Below are 22,067 nucleotides of genomic sequence, written 5' to 3'. Positions count from 1 at the left end.
GCGATGGATGGACTGGCACTTTTCAGGTTAGATACGGCGCTGATCGCGGCCCTCATAATCGTCGCCGTCGATGTATACATTTTCGGTGCCTTGCGGGGTGTACTGCAACACACATCGCGCCCAGTACGAATCACGGGCCACACGGTACACTGGACCATCATGGCGGCTGCCATTGCCGCCGCTGCCTGGTACTATGTAGCCGATCCCCTGAACTTCTACTCCATTACCCGCGAGTGGCTGGTCGGCATCTTTGCCACGGTATATCTGTCAAAGATTACGGCGTTAGGCGTGTTACTCCTCGACGATGTACGTCGGTTTGTACTCCGCATCCGTAAAAAACTACTGCCTGCCCGTGTTGCGTCATCCGGCGTACCAATGCCGCGTTCCGAGTTTCTGAATAAGACGGCCATCATCGCGGCGTCCGTACCACTCACGGCGCTGACCATGGGCATTATCTCCGGGGCGCACGACTACCGCATCGTACGGCGAAATATATATCTGCCTAATCTACCCAAAGCCTTTGACGGCCTGCGCATCGGCCAGATCTCAGACATCCATGCGGGCACGCTCTTCCATCGCACGGCTGTGCAAGGTGGCGTTGACCTGCTCATGGCAGAGAAGCCCGACCTGATCTTTTTTACCGGTGACCTGGTGAACTACTATTCGCGTGAAATACAGCCCTATATATCGCTCTTTGGTCGGCTACGGGCGCCGTTGGGTGTATTTTCCATTACCGGTAATCATGACTATGGTGATTACGTTTGGTGGCCCAGTGACGAAGCCAAGCAAGAGAATTTTCAGTTACTGCAAGCAGCCCATCGCGAAATGGGCTACCGCCTGCTGCTAAATGAAAATCAAATGATACAGGTGGGCACCGAACCACTGGCCATTCTGGGCACTGAGAATTGGAGCCTGCGCCGCAGACAAAAATACGGCGATGTTGCCAAGGCCTTACAGGGTGCGGGGGACACAGATCTACGTTTATTACTGTCCCACGACCCCACGTATTGGGATACCGTTGTGCGGAAGCAATATCCCATGATCGACATAACGTTCTCGGGGCATACGCACGGATACCAGTGCGGCGTGGAAGTGGGCGGCTTCCGGTGGAGTCCCGCACAGTATCACTATCGCCAGTGGGCGGACCTATACCAGGAGGGGCAGCAACACATCTACGTTAACCGCGGCTTTGGTTGCATCGGCTACCCGGGCCGGCTCGGCATGGCACCCGAGCTTACGGTGCTGACGCTCCGGGCCGGCTATCCACCACAGGCTTAGTGGGTACCGGTGCCAGGACCTCGGCGTGCACCGCCATGTCGAGTGTGAGATTCCGGGTCAGGCTGCGGAAAAGCGGAAAGGCGCGGTCGCGGTATACGGCGTGGTACTCGGGGCGTGGTAAATAGGTGCGTAGTGTTTTCGGGTGTAGGGCATCGAGTGCCGGGATCATGCCGAGTGCGTGTAATGCCAGGTAGCCCGCGCCGATGGCGGATGCATCTTCTACATTCACCAGACCGATGGGTTTACCGAAGATATCGGCCATGAGCTGCACCCATTCCTCCGACCGCACAAAGCCGCCGCTTACATTGACTTGCCCAATCGATAATCCCGATTCTTCCAGTTTGGTGGCAATGTGGTATAGTGCCATCGAGATACCTTCCAGCACGGCACGGGTAAAGTGCGCCTGCGTATGCCGGCCGGTCAACCCGAAGAAAACACCGCAGGCATCGCTGTTCCACAGGGGTGCCCGCTCGCCGGCTAAGTAGGGGAGGAACACCAGGCCATCGGCTCCCGCGGGAATGCGCCCGATCTCGGCGAGCAACGCCGCATAACGTTCAGGCGACGACAAATCGATCTTTAACAGCTCTTGCGCATACCACTTCAATGCCGCGCCCCCGTTGTTAACCGGCCCGCCGGAAATGAAGATATCACTGGTGAGGATGTAGTTAAACGTCATCGCCTCAAAGTTGTACACCGGCTGGCTGCTGGCTACGCGAATCGCGCCGCTGGTGCCGATCGTCAGCGCAGCAACACCGGGGGTAATGGCCGAGCTACCGAGGTTGGCCGAACAGCCGTCGCTGGCGCCGATACAACAGGGTGTTGTGGCGGGCAGGCCCGTGAGCCTGGCAGTTGCCGGTAGTAGTCCGGTGCGTATATGTTGCGTTGATACGGGCACCGACAGCCGGTCAGCGGTGATACCGGCCAATGCGAGGGCCGGCGTGTACCACGTGTGTGCCAGTATGTCGAACAGGCCACACGCCGAGGCCAGGGAATAGTCGATTTCCCATACACCAAAGAGGTTAAACCAAATATATTCTTTTATAGAAATAAAGCGGGCCGCCTGTGCAAAGACGGCGGGCTCGTTTGCTTGCAGCCAGGCGATCTTGGCCAGGGGCGACATGGCATGTATTGGCGTGCCCGTGTGGCGGTATAAATCTTGTGCGGCAGCGCTGTGGTGTATGCTTGTGGCGATGGCGGCACTGCGGTTGTCGGCCCAGGTCATGAGCGGCCGCAGGGGTTTGCCTTCGGCATTTACAGGCAGCACACTGTGCATGGCGCTGCTGAAGCTCAGGCCTGCCGGGGCTTGCTTCAGATGCGCGAGGGTTTGCCGAATGCTTTGCACACAGGCCTGCCAGATGACTTCGGGATCTTGCTCGCTGGCGTCGGGTTGTGGATGATGCGTGGGGTAGGCCACCTGCTCGGCGTGCAGTACGCTGCCGGCGGGGTCGATGGCCACGGCCTTGGTGCTGCCGGTGCCGATGTCAATGCCAAGGATATAGGTCATGCGCTAAAGGAATCGATCACCAAAGTACACAATCCTGCGGGGATACGGATATAAAAAAAGGGCATTCGTTGTAACGAATGCCCCAGGTTCAGGTGGAGGTAGAAAGAAAAAAATACCGGTAGATTTAAGGATTTGCTGCCATCATTTCTTTTCTACGTTTGGCATCGATCGAATAACGCCCTGCACCAAATACCATAAACACAACCAAGCCAACCAATACGACGAGGGAAGCCCAGAGCTCCATGTGTTGTGCCACGGACAGGAAGCCTTTCGGATAGTTAACAAGGAATACGGCTCCCAGCAGTATGGGCATTTGAATAACGCTGACGATACGCGTAAACAAACCGAAAGCGATCAGCGGCCCTCCCAGGATGTGAGCAAAGGCAACGTAGTGCGCTACGGCCATACCAGCGAAATAGACATTGATACCGGCCGCAGTGAGCTGGAGCTCTTGCATGTGCGTAATAAAATAGAGACCCTTATAGGTCAAAAATAGTCCCAGTAGGATGCGAAACACATCCAGAAAGCCAGGGCGGTGATTGTTACCCCAACTTTCTACATCAGTGATAACACTCATACAATAAATGTTTGATTTATACAAAGTTTAAAAAAAAATCGGGGGAAAAGCAAGGGTAAAGAGTCTTTAAGTTGTCCTAGCCTCACGTGCAGGAAAAAGCCCTGTAGGAGCGTCATACGGCAACTTCCTTACATATCCTGGTATTGGGATAGGGTAGGCGAGGGCCAGCATGCCTAAGCGCAGGCCGGTACCACGTGCGGTGGTATAGATGATTGTATGATTGTACATGGGCGATGTATATATCATCGTGCTATACGTCGGCCATGAGCGGTATACATGGCCCGCGAACGTCACATGGAAGGAGACAAACGGCACGTGGCTTTTTAAACAGGAAAAAAAGAATAGATGAAAACAATGTTATTCGTGGGAGATCAAACGATTGTTTGTGTTTTAAATAACATTAAATAAACATTATGGAGAACCAAAAGTCCGTGCTTTTCGTATTGATAAACGTCTTCAGTGGCCTTTTCGGGATTAATTTTTTTTTAACTGCTTTAAATTAAAATTATGAAAAGATACGCTACTTTTAGACCGAAAAACGAAATCGTTCTAAAGGGGTTGGACTAAAAAACGATTTTGTTCGAGAGAACCAGATAAATCCGGGTGTGCTTGTGGGGTCGACCAGCGTATAGAACATAAATTTATTCGAAGAAGTTTACACTAAACGTGATATTATTTCGACTATCATCCAATAGGCATCAACCAACTCCTCCCATGCAGGAACAATCTTTGATTGCGAGACTATGAGTAAACCACTACAAGCACGAATTGCTGCCTATACTGCGGCGAAAGAAGCGCGGGCGCAGGGCATCTATCCCTATTTCAGGCCCATTGAATCGGCCCAGGATACAGAGGTGATGATCCAAGGCAAGCGTGTACTGATGTTCGGGTCGAACTCCTACCTCGGCCTGACCAACCATCCCAAGATTAAAGAAGCTGCTCATAAAGCTGTCGAAAAATATGGTACCGGTTGTGCCGGCTCGCGTTTCCTTAACGGCACACTTGACATACACGTAGAGCTTGAAGACCGCATCGCAGCCTTCACCGGCAAGCAGGCAGCCCTCATCTTTAGCACAGGCTTCCAGGTGAACCTGGGGGTGATGTCGAGCTTCACCGGCCGCAACGACTACCTCATTCTCGACGAATACGACCACGCATCGATCTACGACGGCACGCGCCTGTCGTTCTCACGGGTCATTAAATATGCTCACAACGACATGGCCGATCTCGCCCGTCGCCTCAGCGTGCTGCCCGAAGAGTCCATTAAGGTCATAGCTGTCGACGGCATCTTCAGTATGGAGGGTGACATTGCCAAGCTGCCCGAGATCATTGCCATTGCCGATCAGTTCGGCGCCACCGTCGTGGTCGACGATGCGCACAGCCTGGGCGTGATTGGTGTGAAAGGTGCAGGTACAGCCTCACACTTTGGCCTCGACGACAAGGTTGACATTATTACGGGCACCTTTAGCAAATCGCTCGCCTCACTCGGCGGCTTTGTTGCGAGTGACGCCGATACCATCGACTATCTGAAACACCACGCGCGTTCACTGATCTTCAGCGCCAGCATGACGCCCGCCTCGGCGGCCAGCACCCTGGCGGCACTGGATATCATCGAGACCGAGCCCGAACATATGGAAAATCTGTGGCGGAACACGCGGTATGCCATGAACCTTTTACAAGAAGAAGGGTTTGACATCGGCGCTACCGAAAGCCCGATCCTGCCCATCTACGTGCGTGATAACGCAAAAACATTTGCCGTCACCAGCCTGCTGCAACAACAAGGCGTCTTTGTGAACCCGGTCGTATCGCCGGCCGTTCCATCGGACGCTTCCCTGCTGCGCTTTTCGCTGATGGCAACGCATACGTTCGGTCAGATCGAAGAAGCAGTGGAGAAAATAGCACGTGTATTCCGTCAGGTAGGCGTGCTTGAACTAAAAGAACGTATTAAATGAAGCGTATTGTTTCCGTCAGTGGCAAAGACCAGCTGAAGGCGTTCATTGATTTTCCGCACGATCTGTATAAAAATGATCCGTGTTATGTGCCCGAGCTGTTTATCGCCCAACGCGATTTGCTTACCCCTGGGAAACATCCTTTTCACGAACATTCTTCCATACAGCTTTTCCTGGCGTACGACGGCGACAAGATTGTAGGGCGCATCGCCGCCATCCTCAATAAAAATCACAATACCTTTAACAATACCCGCGACGGCTTCTTTGGCTTCTTCGACGTGGTGAACGACACCGAAGTAGTCCGGCTGCTTTTTGAGCAGGCGGATGCATGGCTGCGCCAGCAAGGTGCCACCACCTCCATTGGGCCGGTCAACTTCTCCACCAACGAAACGTGTGGCTTGCTGGTGGAAGGCTTTGACTCGCCGCCCGCCGCGATGATGACCTATAACAAACCGTACTACAACGCGCTTGTGGAAGCGGCCGGATTCGGCAAGAAGGTCGACATCCTTGCATACCGCTTTGGCGCCGACGGCTACGACGACCGCTCTGTGCGGGTAAAAGAGACGATGCTCAATCGTCTGAAACTAAAAGGCATTACCATCCGTCCGGTAAACATCAAAAACTTCAAAGAAGAAGTACGACAGATCCGGGGTGTATATAACAATGCGTGGGACAAAAACCTCGGGTTTGTGCCCATGACCGAGCCCGAGTTCGACTACATGGCCAAGGACATGAAAATGATCCTCGACACAGACTTCTGCCTGGTAGCCGAGAAAGATGGACGTGCCATCGGTTTTGCACTGGCCATACCCGACATCAACGAAGTGTTGATTAATATAAAACGTGGCCGGCTGTTGCCTTTCGGGCTTTTCAAGCTGCTGTTTGGGTTAAAGAAAGTGAAAGGTATCCGGGTCATCACACTCGGGGTGGAAGAAGGCTTCCGCAAGCTTGGCATCGAGGCGTGCTTCTATGCCAGCATTATCGAGGCGTATCGCAAAAAGAAATTGACACGGGCAGAAGCGTCGTGGGTGCTGGAAGACAACGCCCCGATGAATAACGCGCTGCTGAATATCAAGGGTGTTCCGTACAAAAAGTACAGAATATTCGAGAAAGCGTTATGAAAGAACGAATACTGATCACGGGGGCGAGCGGCTTTGTAGGGTTTCACCTCATCGAGGCTGCACTGGCGAAAGGCCTGGAAGTAACCGCCGCCGTGCGGTCCTCCAGCAAGATCGACCACTTGCGTGCGTTGCCGGTAAAGTTCATAACCCCCGATTTTACCAGCGTCGCGTCGCTGCGCACGGCACTGGAAGCAGGGCAGTACCAATACGTGATTCACGCCGCGGGCACGGTAAAAGCCAAGGACGAACCCGCGTATAACGCTGCGAATGCAGACGTGACGCGTAACATCGCTGAGGCGATTGTCCTGGCCCAACTGCCCGTTAAGAAGTTTGTCTTCCTCAGCAGCCTGGCGGCGCAAGGGCCCAGTGCCACCGCCGAGGCCATCCGCGAAGACGATGCCGCGCGCCCGATTTCGCCCTATGGCAAAAGTAAATTGCTGGCCGAGCACTATCTGCGGGCGATCCCCGGACTGCCAACGGTCATGTTACGACCTACCGCAGTATACGGGCCGCGCGACCGCGACATCTTTATTTTGTTGAAGACCTTTGCCCAGGGCCTGGAGCCATACATCGGTCGCATGGACCAGCAACTGAGCTTTATATACGTCAAGGACCTGGCGGCAGCCACGATTGCCGCACTGGCCGACGGTGTCACGGGTACTTACCTGGTGGCCGACGGCAGCGGGTACGGCCGCTATGCGCTGGCCGATATAACCAAGCGTATCCTAAACCGAAAAACCGTACGTGTACACCTGCCGTTAGGCGTGGTTAAAGGACTGGCATTTGTCCAGGAAACCCTGGGCAACATCCGGGGGCAGGCGCCGGCACTCAACCGTGCCAAGCTCGCCGAACTGACCGCTGCCAACTGGACCTGCAATGTTGCGCGGCTGCAGCGCGAGCTGGGCTTTACACCGAAATATACTTTGGAGACTGGCCTGGCCGAAACCATACAATGGTACAAGGACAACCGGTGGCTATAAAAAATGAACCTGTACATATATAATTATAACCTTTTATGAAAGAACAAATTGAAAGAGCCAATGGCAAGCTGGGGATCCTCATCCCCGGGTTAGGTGCTGTGGCGACGACCATGATTGCGGGTGTGGAAGCAGTGAAGAAAGGGTTGGCACAGCCGGTAGGTTCGCTTACACAGACGGGTAATATACGCCTGGGTAAACGCACCGAAAATCGTTTCCCGAAGGTTAAAGATTTCGTGCCCCTGGCGACACTGGAAGATATCGTATTTGGCGGTTGGGATGTATACGAAGACAACGTGTATCAGGCGGCTCTCCATGCCAAAGTGCTGGAAACGTCGCTGCTTGAGCCCATCCGCGCCGAGCTGGAGAAGATCAAGCCCATGAAGGCTGTGTTCGACAAGAGCTATATCAAAAACCTCGACGGCACCAACGTAAAACAGGCTGCCACGAAATACGACCTGGCCCTGGCCGTCATGGAAGACATCGACAACTTCAAAGCAGCGAACGACTGCGAGCGCCTGGTCATGGTGTGGTGCGGTTCGACCGAGAAGTATATCGAAGAGACAGACGTTCACAAAAACATCTATGCCTTCGAAGATGGTCTGCGTAACAACGACCCGATGATTTCGCCCAGCATGATCTACGCCTATGCAGCGATCAAGAAAGGTGTCCCGTACGCCAACGGCGCACCGAACCTGACATGCGACATCCCGGCAATCGTAGAGCTGGCCCGTGAGAACGGCGTACCGATCGGCGGCAAAGACTTCAAGACCGGCCAGACACTCATGAAGACGATCCTGGCACCCGGTCTGCACGCACGCTCCCTGGGCATCCGCGGATGGTTCTCGACCAATATCCTGGGTAACCGCGATGGTTGGGTACTCGATGATCCGGAGAACTTCAAAACCAAAGAAGTATCCAAGCTGGGTGTACTGGAAGATATTCTGCAACCGGAAAAGAATCCTGAGCTCTACGGCGATCTATACCATAAGATTCGGATCAACTACTACCCGCCGCACGGCGATAACAAAGAGAGCTGGGATAACATCGACATCTTCGGTTGGCTGGGCTACCCGATGCAGATCAAGATCAACTTCCTGTGCCGCGACTCCATCCTCGCTGCGCCGATCGTACTCGACCTGGCGCTGTTCATGGACCTCGCGAAGCGCGCAAACATGAGCGGTATTCAGGAGTGGCTGTCGTTCTACTTCAAATCACCGCAGACAGCGCCCGGCCTGCGTCCGGAGCATGATATCTTCAAACAGCTCATCAAGTTGCAGAACACACTGCGTCACATGATGGGCGAAGACCTGATCACACACCTGGGCCTGGATTACTACCAGGATCTGGTGGAGGTACTGTAACACCATGCATCGGATCATTGCTACAGGACTCAGCATAGGCTATATCGGCAGGGGCGGCGGCACAGTGGCCGCCGCTGCCTGCTGCCTGGGCTGGTACCTGGCATTTTCCGGCGGCGTAGATCCCCTTGTGGCCGTGCTGGTCACGGTCATTATTACGGACCTGGGCGTGTGGGCTGCCGACCGGGTCGAGCCCCTGTGGGGAGAAGATAGTCCGCGGGTTGTGATAGACGAGATTGCCGGCATGTGCATCAGTTTATTGTTCCTGCCGGTCACCTGGGCAACGGTGTTTGCGGGGTTTGTATTGTTTCGGTTCTTCGACATTGCCAAGCCGCTCTACATACGTCGGGCGGAGGGCATTCCGGGGGGCTGGGGAGTAATGGCCGACGACTTGCTCGCCGGTCTGTATGCCAACGTTATACTGCAGGTTGCTGTACAGCTTTTTCCCCTCTGACGACTATGTTCACCTTCGTCAAGTCACAAGCTGCTTCGCTCATCGCCACCTGTGCCGACTTCGGCGCCACCATTCTGCTCGTGCAGGTGTTTGGCGCGTGGTACGGCTTCGGCAGCGTGTCGGGCAACGTCGTGGGCGCAGTTGTGCATTTTACGGTGAGCCGCCACTGGGTCTTTGCCGCCACGCACGTGCCGCATGGCGACCAGCTGTGGCGCTATGGTGTCGTGTGGCTGGGCTATATCGGACTTAGTTTTGCGTTGCTATTGGGTGTAACGCACTATGTGGAGATGAATTATGTTGTGGCCAAGATGGGGGTAGCGATCGTGTTGAGTGTCAGCTATAACTACGTGCTGCAGAAAAGATTTGTATTTAAATAGATGTTTGCGTGAGAGCGGCTGTTTACGGAATATGGGTATTCATAGGGTTATGGGTTGGCGCCTGGCAGGCGTCCGGGCAGACCATTGTGCGCGGTGTCGTCACCGACGCCGACACAAAAGAGCCCTTGCCGTTTGTCAATATAGTTTTTAAAGGAACGACCATTGGCAGCACTACCGACATCGAGGGGCGTTACACCATTACGACAAACACCGCCAACGAAGAGCTTCATTTTTCATTCCTGGGATATAAAACCGTTATCCGAAAGGTAAAGGTCGGGGAGACCCAGGACATAAACGTGCGACTTACCGCCGACGCGCAGGTGCTGGATGAAGTGACCGTCACCACCCAGGGCCGGGAGCGCTACCGCAATAAAAACAATCCCGCGGTAGACCTCGTACGCGAAATGATCGAGCACAAAGAGCAGAACCGCATGACGCACTACGACAATGTCGAGTACGAACAGTACGAAAAACTGCAGATGTCGCTCAGCAACCTGTCTGACAAATTCAAGGAACGCAAACTGTTTCGCAAGTATAAGTGGATGTTCGAAAACGTCGACACCACCACCATAAAAGGCAAAGCTTTATTGCCGATCTACCTGCAGGAAAACCTGATCGATAAATACTACCAACGCTCACCCGAACACAACAAGTCGGTCGTCAAAGCGCACCAGAAAGTAAGCTTCGACGACTATGTCGATAACGCGGGCATGAGCACGTACCTCAACTACCTGTACAACGACATCGACATTTACGAGAACAACATTACGCTGCTGACAAACCAGTTCCTTAGTCCCATTGCCAACAGCGCGCCCACATTCTATAAATTCTACATCACCGACACCCTCAAAGACGTCACACCCAAGCTCGTTGAGCTGTCGTTCGCACCGCGCGACGCAGGGGGCTTCCTGTTTCAGGGCCGGCTTTATGTTACCCTCGACAGCAACTACGCCGTGCAACGGGTAGACATGACCGTAAACAAAAACATCAACCTCAACTGGGTCCGCGAGCTGTTTATCAACCAGGAATTTCAGCAAATGGAAGACGGCAAGTTCCAGGTGGTCAAGAGCCGCATGCGCGCCGACTTTGGTATCACGCAGGGGCGTGGCGGCCTATACGGCGAACGCGTCGTGTCCTATAAAAACTTCGTCATCAACCAGCCGCGTCCGCCCGACTTCTTCGAGGGGGAGAAACAGCAGCAGGAGAAAGAAGCCGAAGAACATACCGATGAATATTGGCTCGCCAACCGGCATGACTCGCTCAGCCACGCCGAGTCGAAGGTATACCAGAACATCGACAGCCTGCAAAAAGTACCGTCGTTCCGTCGTACGATGGACATCGCCACGCTATTGCTCGCCGGCTACAAAAGCTTTGGCTGGTGGGAGCTCGGTCCTGTCAATACTTTCTATAGCTTCAACCCCGTAGAAGGTTTCCGCCTGCGGGTAGGAGGGCGGACTACGCCCAAGTTTAACGAGCGCCTTTATTTTGAGACCTATGGCGCCTATGGTTTTAAAGACGAAAAGTGGAAGTACTTCCTCAGCGCCACGTATTCGTTTACGGGCAAGTCCATTTGGCAGTTCCCCGTGCGAACACTCCGGGTCAGCTACCAGCACGACATGAAGATCCCCGGACAGGAGCTGCAGTTTATTCAGGAAGATAACTTCCTCCTTTCATTCAAACGTGGTGTAAACGACAAGTGGCTGTACAACGACATCTGGGTCGTCGACTACCTGCACGAGTTTGATAACCATATTTCATACCGCGTGGGCTTTAAGAACTGGAAACAGATCCCGGCCGGCGGTTTGCGGTATGAGCGTAACACCGAAGACCTATTGCAGCCCGTGCCCAATGTCATCACGTCCGAGATCAACCTGGAATTTCGCTGGGCGCCCGGGGAACAGTTCTACCAGGGCAAGCTCTATCGCATTCCGATCCCCAACCGCTACCCCATCCTGACCGCCCGTTTTGTAGGTGGTATAAAGAACTTATTCAACAGCCAGTACAACTATCAAAACGTGGCGTTGAACGTATACAAACGTGTATACCTGTCGCAGTTTGGCTATACCGACATGGTGCTGGAAGGCGGCTATATCTTCGGCAAAGTGCCGTTCCCGCTGCTGGCCATCCACCGTGCCAACCAAACGTACTCGTATCAATTACAATCGTACAACCTGATGAACTTCCTGGAGTTTGTCAGTGACAAATACGTGAGCCTGAGCTTCGATCACTACTTCAACGGGTTTATCTTCAATAAGATCCCGCTGCTGAAAAAGCTGAAGTGGCGCGAGGTGGCGACCTTTAAAGTTCTGTACGGCAGCATTCGCCGTGAGAACGACCCGCGTCATAATGCGGACGCTTTCGCCTTTCCGGTAAACGACCAGGGTGTGGAGACGACGTATTCTCTGCAGCCCGAGCCGTACATGGAAGCCAGCGTCGGTATCGCGAACATTTTTAAGCTGATCCGGGTTGACGTAGTGAAGCGTCTTTCGTACCTGGATCACCCCGAAGTATCGCAATGGGGCATACGTGCACGCTTTAAATTTGATTTCTGACCTATGAACAGTGTTATAGAAAAACCCTTAAACAACCGGGCAATGGAGAAAACGCCCCTGCGCATCGTATTGCAGCAGCTCATTTACAAAGTCATCAATCCCTTTGTAAAGCTCCTGATCAAGATTGGGTTTACACCCAATGCCGTGACCACTACGGGGCTCCTCTTAAACATTGGGGTGGCCGTGATCTTTGTAATAGGGGTGGAAGAAGGCAATCGTGGCGACCTGACCTATGTCGGCTGGGCAGGCGCGCTCGTGTTATTCGCGGGGCTGTTTGACATGCTCGACGGACAGGTGGCGCGCCTGGGCAACATGAGCTCCAAATTCGGTGCATTGTACGACTCGGTTCTCGACCGCTACAGCGAGCTGGTCATGTTCCTGGGCATTTGTTATTACCTGATCGGGCATCATTATTTCCTCAGTTCCTTATTCGCGTTTATTGCGTTGATCGGTTCTATGATGGTAAGTTATGTACGCGCACGGGCAGAAGGCCTGGGCATCGATTGCAAAGGTGGCCTGATGCAACGACCGGAACGTGTGGTGACCATCGGTGTGTCGGCCCTGGCCTGTGGCATTACCGCGCACTACCTCGGCGGCGATTACAAGCTCTTTATACCAGGCATCCCGTTCCAGGTATTTGAGACAATCTCCGTCTTTACCATACCGCTTACGGTCATGGCCGTGTTAACCAACATTACCGCCGTCAACCGTCTGCGCGAATCAAAAAAAGAACTGGAAAAACAACCCTGATTAACGAACTATGACGTTCATGCTGCACTTTCTCGTTTGGCTGATGACCGGTTTCTCCACCGGCCACGCGGGCGCGGAGCAACCCTGTGTATGCAAAGGGCAGGAGACATTCCCCGTACCGCCGGCAAATAAGGCTACCCTGTTTTATATTCAGCGCACGCCCAATACCAACACCATCCTGTATGATGTAAAGTTGGAGAAGGGTGTACCCGATGAAGAAGACCCGGTGCGTGCCTACTGGATCCGCTATCAGGAAGAAGGACAACAAGAAGACCTGTCGTTCATTCAGCGCAACTACGCCTATGGACTGAAGAGCAAAAAGCTTTCGGCAGACAAATACGAGTTACGGTTTGTGTCCTATAAAAAGCTGCCGTTCTACCTGGTAAAGGCAGCCGACAACCAGTTCCACGTGCTGGCGACCATCAACGGTCGCAACATCCACGTGTCGCGAGTATTCTTACAGATCGAAGGTGGCAGCTTCTGGCTTCCGAATATCGTGTGTGCCGAAGTGAAGGGAACGGACCCCGTGACGGGGCAGGAGGTGATCCAGAATTTTAAACCGTAGTGTTATGAAGAAGAACTTTATTTCAAACAGTACAGAATCGATCCGAATCTTCAGAAGTGGATTCCTGGAGAGCCTTTCAAAGGTACACTATAGCGTGCCGCTGATCCTCTTCATTCCCATCATAACCTATTTTATGTATAGGGCATTGGCTGTCACGTACACAAACGTGCTCACGTTTATTGCCAGCTGTATCCTGGGGCTACTGGCATGGACGCTGACGGAGTATATTATGCACCGGTTCGTATTTCACTTTGAGCCCAAATCGGCCGTCGGAAAAAGACTGCACTTCCTGTTCCACGGTGTGCACCACGATTATCCGAACGACGCCATGCGCCTGGTATTGCCGCCTTCCATGAGCATTCCACTGGCCACCGGTTTTTATTTCCTGTTTCATGCGCTGCTTCCCGTGGCCTACATGGATGGGTTCTTTGCAACCTTTCTGGCTGGCTATCTGGTGTATGACATATCGCACTATGCACTTCACCACAGCAAGTTTAACAACCGCTTCTGGAAGAAGCTGAAACACCACCACATGCAGCATCACTACGCCGACCCCACAAAAGGTTATGGCGTAAGCTCAGCCTTGTGGGACAAAATATTCCGTTCCGACTTTGAAAAATAGTTTGGACTTGCCCATCCTTCCGGTAACCCGCTGGATCTCGTGGCGCGACGTGCTCGTGGCCGCCGTGGTGTCTGTGTCATACCTGGGGCTATCGGCATTGCTCATCGGCTTTAAAACCGACCAGCTGTTCCTCGTGTTGATATTCGACACATTGTACCTGGCATCGCGCATCACCCGCAAATTTATCCTGGGTTTCTCGGTCTTTATTGTCTTCTGGATTCTGTACGACTACATGAAGGCGTTTCCCAACTATGTTTATAACGCGGTACACATACAAGACCTGTACGAGACCGAACGCGCCATCTTCGGTATGGTGCAAGACGGCAAGCTCGTAACACCCAACGAATATTTTCAGGTTCATAGCGCCGCCTGGGTAGACGTGCTCACGGGGTTCTTTTACCTGTGCTGGATTCCCGTACCACTGGGCTTTGCCGCCTACCTGTTCTTTAAAGACCGCAGCCGCTTCCTGCAATTCCTGCTCACATTCCTGCTGGTAAACCTATTGGGCTTCGTCGTGTATTATCTCTATCCGGCAGCGCCGCCGTGGTACGTAGCGCTTCACGGCTTTGATTTCATTGCGGGCACACCGGGCAACACGGCCGGCTTGATCCGGTTCGATCAGTTCTTTGGCGTAACGATCTTCCAGTCCCTGTATCAAAAAGGCTCTAACGTTTTCGCTGCTATGCCCTCGTTACACTCCGCCTATCCGCTGATCGTGTGGTATACCGCCTGGAAAGCACGCCTACGCTGGGGTACCCTGGCCTTTGGCATCATTACCGTCGGCATCTGGTTCGCCGCCGTCTACACCAGCCATCATTATATACTAGACGTCCTCGCCGGCATCGCAACAGCCGCCGCAGGGATCACGCTGTTCGGATTCCTCATGAAAAAACAATCGGGCTTCCGCCGCTTTGTCGACCGGTATACACAGCTAATCTCATAAGGTATAATATATAGATGTAGCGCCTGGCATGAGGTACTGTCATTAAAGCGAGCGTCGGACTATAATTGATACTTTTGCTGAGCGACACTGCCTCGAATTGTTACGCCCCTTCAGGGCTTGGGTGTCGTCTGTGTTGCCTATCCCAGGCCTCTGCTGCGCTTCAGCCTGGGCTATTGTGTTGTGCCCTTTCAGGGCTCTTACCGGCCAGTATCAAGCCCAATCCCTGCTTTTGGGGTCTTCGTATAGAGTAGTAAAATTAAAAAAGAGGAATGTAGAAGGGCAGGAGGAGGGAATTAATTCTTAATTCCGTGGCACAACAAATTCAGAATAAAATCGAGGCGATCACCCATTTTTTTGATGCGGCAGTCTTCCAGTGTTGCCAGCTCAATCCCCCGGGAGGCACTCAACATAATATAGCTCATGCTGTCCAGATCTTCATCGCTAACCTTCTTAAACTCGCCCTCGGCCACGCCAAAAGCGAGGATGTTTTTCAGCAGCTCAAGCTCCTGTGCTTCATAATCCTTTTTGAGCTTTTTAATCAACTGGGGGTTCTCGGAAATCTCACCAAAAACCACGCTATTCAAGGTGGCCTTTTGCGCCAGGACCTTGAGCTTGGTGAGACTGAACGTTTTGAGCTTCTCTTCGGCGGTGCCGGCTTTGTTGACAGCGATTTGCACCTGGCTCATCACGTCTTCCATATCTTCCTTGATCACCGCGTCAAAGATCTCGTCCTTGCTGGCGTAATAATAGTATAACGTACTTTTGCCTTTCCCGGTCGCTTTCGCGATGTCTTCCATCGTGGTCTTAAAAAGACCAAAACGCTGGAATAGACCACGCGCAGCAGTGACTACCTCTGCACGAATCTGCTCATCTTTCGTTTGCGTTGTGGGGGGCATTGCTCTTTTGGACTATTTCCGTTTTTCATTCTAAAAATAGCTTTTTCCCAGGGGCTTACCTAGCGCATCCGCGTTTTTTCTTTCATGTTATCTTTTTGCCGGAAGGAAGGGAAAAAAATCATGTTATAGGTGTCTCGTGTACGTGTGCAAAGATGATAGTATACATCTTCCCTACATGGTGATGTTGGTATGTGATGCGGCACATTCGTGCGCGTAAAGTTCACAACCCGGCGTTTATACGCGGAATGTTTCGCCCAATGGTTTAGGGGTGCGTCCCACCGCGGGGTAACTGTCCGGCAAGGCGGCCCTGATTGGCCCGATTTTATTACATGATCCCGTTTTTGGGGCTTTTGTTCCATAATTTTCAGGGTGTTAACTTACCGCGTGTGAGGGGTCTACTATTGTACTATGCAAGAATTTTTGAAGAGAATTAAACGGCAGGTTCGTTTCGGTTGTGTTTGGGTGTATCGCAAAGCCCGCCCTCTGCTGCAGTACCTGGCCCTGCGCTATGCCCAGGTGCGGGAATATTACCGCACGCATCCCAAAGCCCGCAAATGGACCATTGCCGGCCTGGTCATCGGGGGGCCGCCGCTGTTGCTCTTGCTCGTGGTGTGGATTGAAGTGCCCGGTAAACGCGCCCTGCGCAACATTCAAAACCAGGTCGCCTCCGAGATCTACAGCGCCGATAGCGTACTGCTGGGCCGCTACTATCTGCAAGACCGCACAGAGATACGCTTTGACGATATTGCCCCCGTCGTGGTAGATGCGCTGATTGCCACGGAAGACGTGCGCTTTTATGAGCACGGTGGCGTGGACTACGAAAGCCTGGGCCGCGTGTTCGTCAAATCAATCCTCTTACAAGAGGAGTCCGCCGGTGGTGGGAGTACGCTGTCGCAACAGCTCTCCAAGAATTTATATCCGCGCAAGCGTTATTGGGTATTGTCCATGTTGATCAACAAAATGCGCGAGTCGATCACCGCCCAGCGCCTGGAAGATCTGTATCCTAAAAAGGAATTGATCCGGCTGTACCTCAATACCATTCCCTTCGGTGACCAATGCTTTGGTATCGAAGCCGCAGCCAAACGATTCTTCTCTGTACGCGCGAAAGACCTGACCGCCGACCAGGCCGCCGTGCTCATCGGCATGCTCAAGGCAACGCACAACTACAACCCGCGCTTGTTTCCTGAGCGGTCGCGCACCCGGCGCAATGTCGTGCTGGCGCAAATGCAGAAATATAAACGCTTTCCCGAAGGGACACTGGATTCATTGCAAGCCTTGCCGCTGGAATTGAAATACAACATGGTGTCGCACCACCAGGGCCTGGCGCCGTACTTCCGCGAATACCTCAAAGGCGAGCTGCTGGAGTGGTGCCGCAACAACACACGCCCCGATGGCTCACCTTACAATTTATATACCGACGGCCTGAAAATCTATACCACGCTCGACTCGCGCTTGCAAGAGTATGCGGAGAATGCCGTAGCGCGGCAGATGAAAGAGGTGCAAAAGCAATTCGCCGACCACTGGCGCAAAGAGAACCCGTGGCAGGGTCATGAAGAAGTAATTCAGGATGCCATCCGCCGCTGCTCGCGTTACAAAGCGCTGGCAGAAAAAGGCCTGTCGGAAGAAGAGATCCTCGACGAGATGCAGAAGCCGATGCCCATGCGCATGTTTTCGTGGGATGGCGAAAAGGTAGTGAAGATGAGTCCCATCGATTCGATCAAACACCACATCCAGTTCCTCAACGCAGGCTTCCTGGCCATTGAGCCAAAGACAGGCCGCGTACGCGCCTGGGTCGGCGGCATCGAACACGATTTCTTTCAGTACGACCACGTCAAAGTATCGACCAAACGGCAAGTGGGGTCGATCTTTAAACCGATTGTATATGCTACGGCCATCGAGCGCGGCGCACAGCCGTGCGACCTGATCTCCGCCGCACAGGAAACATATATCGACAAAGAAGGGGATAAGTGGACGCCCCGCAATATGCAGAACGACTACCAGGTGAAATATACCATGCGTGGTGCACTGGCCTACTCTATCAACACCGTAGCGGTAAAGATGATCCAGCAAGCTGGCGTGCTAAATACCATGGAGACCGCCCGCAACATGGGCATCACCAGCGAGCTGCCTGACGTGCCTTCCATTGCACTGGGCTCTTCCTCTATCTCGCTCATGGAAATGGTCACCGCCTATTCCTGCTTCGTTAACACCGGCATGGCGGTACATCCATACTATATCACTGGCGTGCGCGACAGGAGCGGCAACACATACACGGAGTTCAAACCCGCAGAAAAAAGCAAGCGTGTGCTAAAACCCGAGACAGCCGAGCTGATCGTAGGCCTGCTACGCACCGTCGTGCACGAAGGCACTGCCTCACGACTGCGCTGGAAATACGCGGCGCATAACAACGACGTTGCCGGCAAAACAGGCACCACCCAGGCCAACGCCGACGGCTGGTTTATGGGCATGACACCCGAGCTGGTCATGGGCACGTGGGTAGGGGCAGACGACCCGCGCATCCACTTTCGCAGTACTGAACTGGGCCAGGGCGGAAACACCGCCCTACCGATGGTAGGCTACTTCTTACAACAGATAAACGAAGACCCCAACTTTAAGACTATATCTAAAGCCACTTTCCCGACCCCATCGCGCGCAGCCCAGCAAAAACTATCCTGCGACCTCTACGAGCTAGACGAAACGCTCTGGGGACAGCTAGAACAGATGAGTTTTAAGCAAGACTCCCTACGCGCAGCCGATACGCTCAACCAGGTCCCCAAAGAAAGCTACATGGAGAAGCTCTACAAGCGCAAGCTCAAAATGCGTCAAGCCAGCCAAGCCCGCGACAGCGCCGCCCTACGTACACTGGAGATCGAGGATAGCGGCGGATAAGGAAACAGTGTGAGTGTGGAGAGTGAGAGCGAAACAAAGGTGTTTGCAGCCAGTGTGGTAAGCGTGTCAGTACAATGCAGTTTTCCCCTTTGCTGTAACTTCCTCTACCATCGCCTTGATATGTTTCTTTGATGAGAAAATATTCTCATACACTGCCATGACAGTCTGGTTTTTATCCAGCAGATATGTCGTGCGCTTCGTAAACAAAGGCACAAACGGCAGCTGCGTCTGATACAACGCACAGACCTTTCCGCCATCGTCCGACAGCAGGTCGAATGGCAATCCCAATGTTTTCTTAAACCGCTCATGGCTCTCAATCGAGTCGCGGCTGATGCCGTACAAAGCAATCTTTAATTCCAGAAAAACCTCAAACGTATCGCGAAAGCTGCACGCCTCGTTCGTACACCCCATAGAGAAATCCTTCGGGTAGAAGTACAGAATGCAAGGTTTGCCTTTCATAGCCTGGTAAAGGGAAAAGTCCCGGCCAGACGTGGAAGGGAGCATAAAGTCAGGGGCCTTTTGGCCGATGGCGAGTGGCATAATAGTTCGTATTGATCGTTACTACAACATACGAAAATAGCCTGTAAAACGGATCTCACCCCCGGGAAAACAGTGTGAGCGTGAGTGTGAGAGCGAATACGGGGATTCTGTTCTTTCGCTTCACACTCACGCTGGATTGCTCAATTCAGGGTATTTAGTGGTGAATGACTATTTCTTACGGATGTAAATGTCGCCATTATAGTTACGCATTGTAAACTCCGGTCCTCCGCCGTTAATGTCGCAACGTTTCCACTCGTCCACAATTACCTTATATACCCCCGACTGGTTATCTTTCTTCTGCACCGGTCCACTGCTCTTAAACTCTACATCAAAGTTTGTCAGGATCTCGCCCTGGTCTGTCTTAACCTTCATACTCCCTTTCAGTGTCGCCGGAAACGTGATGTCTATATCGCCGTTGTAGGTGGTAAACGACATCGGCGCGCCGTCGCTGATCTTGTCGAAGGTTACTTTGATCTCGCCGTTATATGTCGTAGCAATGGCGGAGCCGGCAATGTTTAGCGCTGTAATCGGTCCGTTATAATTAGTAAGCTCCAGCTCACCCTGAATATTGTTAACAATCAGGTCGCCGTCGTTGTACGTGTGCAGGTCCAGGTCGCAGCCGCTGGGTACTTCGATCGTGATGTTTTGTTTGTGACTCCACGAGTCGGACTGGACTTTTACCTGGTTGTTTGTTTCGGTGGCCTCGATGCTCGTGCCGCCGCCGCCAATGCGGCGCATACCGTCGGCGTTCTTGCGACCGTCGCCTTCTTCGCTTTCACTGCTATATTTCACCAGCACATCTTTCCGGGCGGTGCCCTTGACCGTAATCGAGCCGTAGTTGATGTGTACCTTCAGCTTGCTGCGTTTGCCGGGATCGCTCAGCGGTATCGTGAACTCGTTTTGAGCCTGCGCCAGCAGGCTGACGGTAAGCGTAAAGAGGGTGAGTGCGAAAATCTGGATATACTTTTTCATAGTTGTCAAATCAAAAGAGAATAATGTTGTATGGTGTGGGGTGTGTTATTGTTCTTTAATATAAACGTTGCCGTTAAAGGTTTCAAAGGCGAGCAGGGAGCCGCCGGCGCCGATCTTATAAAAGTTGTCACCGACTTTGAACTTCATACCGTCCTTGCGTGCCACTTGCTGCACCGCAGCCGGCATGGCCTCGATCTTATCGATGTTGGTAAACAGCTCGCCGTTAAAGCTTTCAAAGCTCATGTTGGCGGCCAGTCCTTTCTGAAAGTTCGCCCGGATGTCGCCATTGAGTGTATAAAAATGACACTCGCGATTGGGGTTGCGGGCGTAAGTAATGTCCACATTGCCGTTGATCGTGTGGGCACGCGCTTCGCTCGTCAGGTTCAGTAATTTTATACCGCCGTTGATGTTATTGGCGGCCGAGGCAGCCTGCATGTTTTCAATAACAATATCGCCGTTGTTGATCGTGCTCACGGACACGTGCACATCTGCCGGCACCTGCAGTGAAAAGTCAAGCTGGTACTCGTAGTGTTCGTGGCACTCGCGGCATTGGCTGTAGCCCCACTGACCCGACGTAGGTCGGTGGTTGCCTGTGTTGCGTCCGTAGCCGCTACACGTACCTTCTGTATACAGCACGAGCGTATCCACATCGTTGATAATCCCCAACTGAATCTTTTTCTTACCTTCTTCCAGCCGTTCTGCCGTCTTGGCACGGATGGATTTGGTCACCGTCACGAGCACCTTGTCGCCCGCGTATGCCTCGACGTGTATCGATCCATTGATGTTGTCGATCACTACGGTATTGGCGGCGCTTTTCTTTTCGAACGCCAGCTCACGCGTAATCTTCTCTGTAAAGGATTGGGCCCGGAGCGTCATGCCGACCAGCAGCAGGAGCGAGCCCATCAATATTTTTTTCATAATGGTTTTCGTTTGAGTAAGGGTATCGATCAGATCAATACCTGGATGGTCTCTTCAATTTTCTTTTTGACATCGCCCGGAGTTTTGTCGCTGTCGAGAAGCTTTTGCAGCTCCTTCACCGACGACTTTGCCTGAATAGACTGCATCAGCTCAGCCAGCGCCACCTGCACCAGCGGTGACTCTTGTTGAGCGATCGCATGGATCAGCGCTTCGCGTACCGTGGGCTGCACGGCATAATTCCGCAAAGCGTCGAGCGCCGCCAGGCGTACGTTTACATTGCTGTCGGTGTTGAGCGTTTGCAGTAATGCCTGCGTTACCTTTTGGCTGGCCTGGTCCATGTCCTGGGTCAGGCTGACCGCTTTCAGCCGTTCGGCTGCCGACTCTTTCTGCAGCAGCGTCAGCATCATCGTTTCGCGCAGGGTTGTCACCTCCTGGCTAAGCGCCGCAAGCTGGTCAGACGGAACCGGCCCCGCAGGCGGTGTCCGCAAGAAGTACCCCGCCGCCATGCCGGCGACCAGTACCGCCACCGTAAATGCCAGACGTGGCCATAACCAGGCCCAGGTAAGGGTGCCGGAAGCGGCGGCGGGCCGTTGACTACGCTTTTCATCCGCCAGCATGTGGTAGAACGTGTCGTCCAGGTTCAGGGAAGGTGTCGGTGCAGGTAGTTGGTCCAGGGCCTCCTGCCACGGGCGCAGGGTCTCGAGGTCCTCCAAACCAATGGCACCACTTTCCAGCAACCCTTCCAGCTGCCGCTCTTCCGCAGGTGTCGCCGTGCCGGCATTATACCGCAAAAGCAATTCGTCTATTTCCGCTCGTGTCATA

At 53.2% G+C, this 22,067-nt stretch carries 20 protein-coding genes; 13 read left to right on the top strand and 7 right to left on the bottom strand.

Annotation, left to right across the window (positions count from 1 at the left end; genetic code table 11):
- The first annotated feature begins 3 nt into the window (after window positions 1-3).
- A complete protein-coding gene (locus K7P01_RS25995; RefSeq protein WP_267297521.1) occupies window positions 4-1,278 on the top strand; it encodes a metallophosphoesterase in 1,275 nt (424 codons plus the stop codon).
- Here the strand turns inward: K7P01_RS25995 and K7P01_RS25990 are convergent.
- Together K7P01_RS25990 and K7P01_RS25985 are read right to left on the bottom strand one after the other, a co-directional pair.
- Window positions 1,235-2,782 carry a gluconokinase gene (locus K7P01_RS25990; RefSeq protein WP_267297520.1) on the bottom strand — a complete coding sequence of 516 codons (1,548 nt, stop codon included), beginning with the start codon at window positions 2,780-2,782 and terminating at the stop codon, window positions 1,235-1,237. The genes K7P01_RS25995 and K7P01_RS25990 overlap by 44 nt on opposite strands.
- A 124-nt stretch (window positions 2,783-2,906) precedes the next feature.
- Complete coding sequence (locus K7P01_RS25985) at window positions 2,907-3,359, bottom strand: DoxX family protein (protein ID WP_267297519.1); 453 nt, start codon at window positions 3,357-3,359, stop codon at window positions 2,907-2,909.
- A 743-nt stretch (window positions 3,360-4,102) separates the two neighbouring features.
- On the opposite strand from K7P01_RS25985, the gene spt reads away from it, so the two are divergent.
- Genes spt through K7P01_RS25930 form a run of 11 tightly spaced genes read left to right on the top strand, consistent with a single transcriptional unit; the run spans window position 4,103 to window position 15,030 of the window.
- Window positions 4,103-5,311, top strand: coding sequence for a serine palmitoyltransferase (gene spt, locus K7P01_RS25980; RefSeq protein ID WP_267297518.1), 1,209 nt, complete (start codon window positions 4,103-4,105; stop codon window positions 5,309-5,311).
- Complete coding sequence (locus K7P01_RS25975) at window positions 5,308-6,429, top strand: GNAT family N-acetyltransferase (RefSeq protein WP_267297517.1); 1,122 nt, start codon at window positions 5,308-5,310, stop codon at window positions 6,427-6,429. The genes spt and K7P01_RS25975 overlap by 4 nt, the downstream gene beginning before the upstream one ends.
- On the top strand, window positions 6,426-7,409 hold the full coding sequence (locus K7P01_RS25970; RefSeq protein WP_267297516.1) for an NAD-dependent epimerase/dehydratase family protein: 984 nt from the start codon (window positions 6,426-6,428) through the stop codon (window positions 7,407-7,409). The genes K7P01_RS25975 and K7P01_RS25970 overlap by 4 nt, the downstream gene beginning before the upstream one ends.
- Window positions 7,410-7,444: 35 nt before the next feature.
- Window positions 7,445-8,770, top strand: a complete 1,326-nt coding sequence (locus tag K7P01_RS25965; RefSeq protein WP_267297515.1) for an inositol-3-phosphate synthase — start codon at window positions 7,445-7,447, stop codon at window positions 8,768-8,770.
- Between the two features lie 4 nt (window positions 8,771-8,774).
- Window positions 8,775-9,221, top strand: a complete 447-nt coding sequence (locus K7P01_RS25960; protein WP_267297514.1) for a phosphatidylglycerophosphatase A family protein — start codon at window positions 8,775-8,777, stop codon at window positions 9,219-9,221.
- A 5-nt stretch (window positions 9,222-9,226) separates the two neighbouring features.
- Entirely contained in the window at window positions 9,227-9,598 is a 372-nt protein-coding gene (locus K7P01_RS25955) for a GtrA family protein (protein ID WP_267297513.1), read from the top strand.
- A gap of 8 nt (window positions 9,599-9,606) precedes the next feature.
- Window positions 9,607-12,150: a DUF5686 and carboxypeptidase-like regulatory domain-containing protein gene (locus K7P01_RS25950; protein ID WP_267297512.1), complete on the top strand. Its 2,544-nt coding sequence runs from the start codon at window positions 9,607-9,609 to the stop codon at window positions 12,148-12,150.
- A gap of 42 nt (window positions 12,151-12,192) precedes the next feature.
- Window positions 12,193-12,900 (top strand): CDP-alcohol phosphatidyltransferase family protein, encoded by a 708-nt coding sequence (locus K7P01_RS25945; RefSeq protein ID WP_267297511.1) that lies wholly within the window; start codon window positions 12,193-12,195, stop codon window positions 12,898-12,900.
- A 19-nt stretch (window positions 12,901-12,919) separates the two neighbouring features.
- A complete protein-coding gene (locus K7P01_RS25940; protein ID WP_267297510.1) occupies window positions 12,920-13,465 on the top strand; it encodes a DUF4833 domain-containing protein in 546 nt (181 codons plus the stop codon).
- A gap of 4 nt (window positions 13,466-13,469) precedes the next feature.
- The gene (locus K7P01_RS25935) at window positions 13,470-14,087 is read left to right on the top strand and encodes a sterol desaturase family protein (protein ID WP_267297509.1); all 618 of its coding nucleotides are present in this window, start codon (window positions 13,470-13,472) and stop codon (window positions 14,085-14,087) included.
- Complete coding sequence (locus tag K7P01_RS25930; protein WP_267297508.1) at window positions 14,077-15,030, top strand: phosphatase PAP2 family protein; 954 nt, start codon at window positions 14,077-14,079, stop codon at window positions 15,028-15,030. Before K7P01_RS25935 ends, K7P01_RS25930 begins: the two co-directional genes overlap by 11 nt.
- Window positions 15,031-15,323: 293 nt before the next feature.
- Here K7P01_RS25930 and K7P01_RS25925 read toward each other — a convergent pair whose 3' ends face one another.
- Complete coding sequence (locus K7P01_RS25925; protein ID WP_267297507.1) at window positions 15,324-15,926, bottom strand: TetR/AcrR family transcriptional regulator; 603 nt, start codon at window positions 15,924-15,926, stop codon at window positions 15,324-15,326.
- Window positions 15,927-16,346: 420 nt separating this feature from the next.
- Here K7P01_RS25925 and K7P01_RS25920 point away from each other — a divergent pair, with 420 nt between their 5' ends.
- On the top strand, window positions 16,347-18,815 hold the full coding sequence (locus tag K7P01_RS25920; RefSeq protein ID WP_267297506.1) for a transglycosylase domain-containing protein: 2,469 nt from the start codon (window positions 16,347-16,349) through the stop codon (window positions 18,813-18,815).
- Between the two features lie 66 nt (window positions 18,816-18,881).
- Here the strand turns inward: K7P01_RS25920 and K7P01_RS25915 are convergent, their stop codons facing one another.
- From K7P01_RS25915 to K7P01_RS25900, 4 genes are all read right to left on the bottom strand, one after another.
- The gene (locus K7P01_RS25915) at window positions 18,882-19,355 is read right to left on the bottom strand and encodes a peroxiredoxin (protein ID WP_267297505.1); all 474 of its coding nucleotides are present in this window, start codon (window positions 19,353-19,355) and stop codon (window positions 18,882-18,884) included.
- A 168-nt stretch (window positions 19,356-19,523) separates the two neighbouring features.
- Window positions 19,524-20,327 (bottom strand): DUF4097 domain-containing protein, encoded by an 804-nt coding sequence (locus K7P01_RS25910; RefSeq protein ID WP_267297504.1) that lies wholly within the window; start codon window positions 20,325-20,327, stop codon window positions 19,524-19,526.
- 45 nt (window positions 20,328-20,372) lie between these two features.
- Window positions 20,373-21,245: a DUF4097 family beta strand repeat-containing protein gene (locus tag K7P01_RS25905; protein ID WP_267297503.1), complete on the bottom strand. Its 873-nt coding sequence runs from the start codon at window positions 21,243-21,245 to the stop codon at window positions 20,373-20,375.
- Between the two features lie 29 nt (window positions 21,246-21,274).
- Window positions 21,275-22,066, bottom strand: coding sequence for a HEAT repeat domain-containing protein (locus K7P01_RS25900; protein WP_267297502.1), 792 nt, complete (start codon window positions 22,064-22,066; stop codon window positions 21,275-21,277).
- Window position 22,067: the final 1 nt, after the last annotated feature.

This window comes from Parachryseolinea silvisoli, from assembly GCF_021190955.1.
Taxonomy (GTDB): Bacteria; Bacteroidota; Bacteroidia; order Cytophagales; family Cyclobacteriaceae; genus Ohtaekwangia; species Ohtaekwangia silvisoli.
This window is presented reverse-complemented; position numbering and strand designations above follow the sequence as displayed.

Coding starts and splice junctions, on each gene's coding strand:
- K7P01_RS25995 (WP_267297521.1), top strand. CDS start 4: ATGGATGGACTGGCACTTTTCAGGTTAGATACGGCGCTGATCGCGGCC.
- K7P01_RS25990 (WP_267297520.1), bottom strand. CDS start 2,782: ATGACCTATATCCTTGGCATTGACATCGGCACCGGCAGCACCAAGGCC.
- K7P01_RS25985 (WP_267297519.1), bottom strand. CDS start 3,359: ATGAGTGTTATCACTGATGTAGAAAGTTGGGGTAACAATCACCGCCCT.
- spt (WP_267297518.1), top strand. CDS start 4,103: ATGAGTAAACCACTACAAGCACGAATTGCTGCCTATACTGCGGCGAAA.
- K7P01_RS25975 (WP_267297517.1), top strand. CDS start 5,308: ATGAAGCGTATTGTTTCCGTCAGTGGCAAAGACCAGCTGAAGGCGTTC.
- K7P01_RS25970 (WP_267297516.1), top strand. CDS start 6,426: ATGAAAGAACGAATACTGATCACGGGGGCGAGCGGCTTTGTAGGGTTT.
- K7P01_RS25965 (WP_267297515.1), top strand. CDS start 7,445: ATGAAAGAACAAATTGAAAGAGCCAATGGCAAGCTGGGGATCCTCATC.
- K7P01_RS25960 (WP_267297514.1), top strand. CDS start 8,775: ATGCATCGGATCATTGCTACAGGACTCAGCATAGGCTATATCGGCAGG.
- K7P01_RS25955 (WP_267297513.1), top strand. CDS start 9,227: ATGTTCACCTTCGTCAAGTCACAAGCTGCTTCGCTCATCGCCACCTGT.
- K7P01_RS25945 (WP_267297511.1), top strand. CDS start 12,193: ATGGAGAAAACGCCCCTGCGCATCGTATTGCAGCAGCTCATTTACAAA.
- K7P01_RS25940 (WP_267297510.1), top strand. CDS start 12,920: ATGCTGCACTTTCTCGTTTGGCTGATGACCGGTTTCTCCACCGGCCAC.
- K7P01_RS25935 (WP_267297509.1), top strand. CDS start 13,470: ATGAAGAAGAACTTTATTTCAAACAGTACAGAATCGATCCGAATCTTC.
- K7P01_RS25925 (WP_267297507.1), bottom strand. CDS start 15,926: ATGCCCCCCACAACGCAAACGAAAGATGAGCAGATTCGTGCAGAGGTA.
- K7P01_RS25915 (WP_267297505.1), bottom strand. CDS start 19,355: ATGCCACTCGCCATCGGCCAAAAGGCCCCTGACTTTATGCTCCCTTCC.
- K7P01_RS25910 (WP_267297504.1), bottom strand. CDS start 20,327: ATGAAAAAGTATATCCAGATTTTCGCACTCACCCTCTTTACGCTTACC.
- K7P01_RS25905 (WP_267297503.1), bottom strand. CDS start 21,245: ATGAAAAAAATATTGATGGGCTCGCTCCTGCTGCTGGTCGGCATGACG.
- K7P01_RS25900 (WP_267297502.1), bottom strand. CDS start 22,066: ATGACACGAGCGGAAATAGACGAATTGCTTTTGCGGTATAATGCCGGC.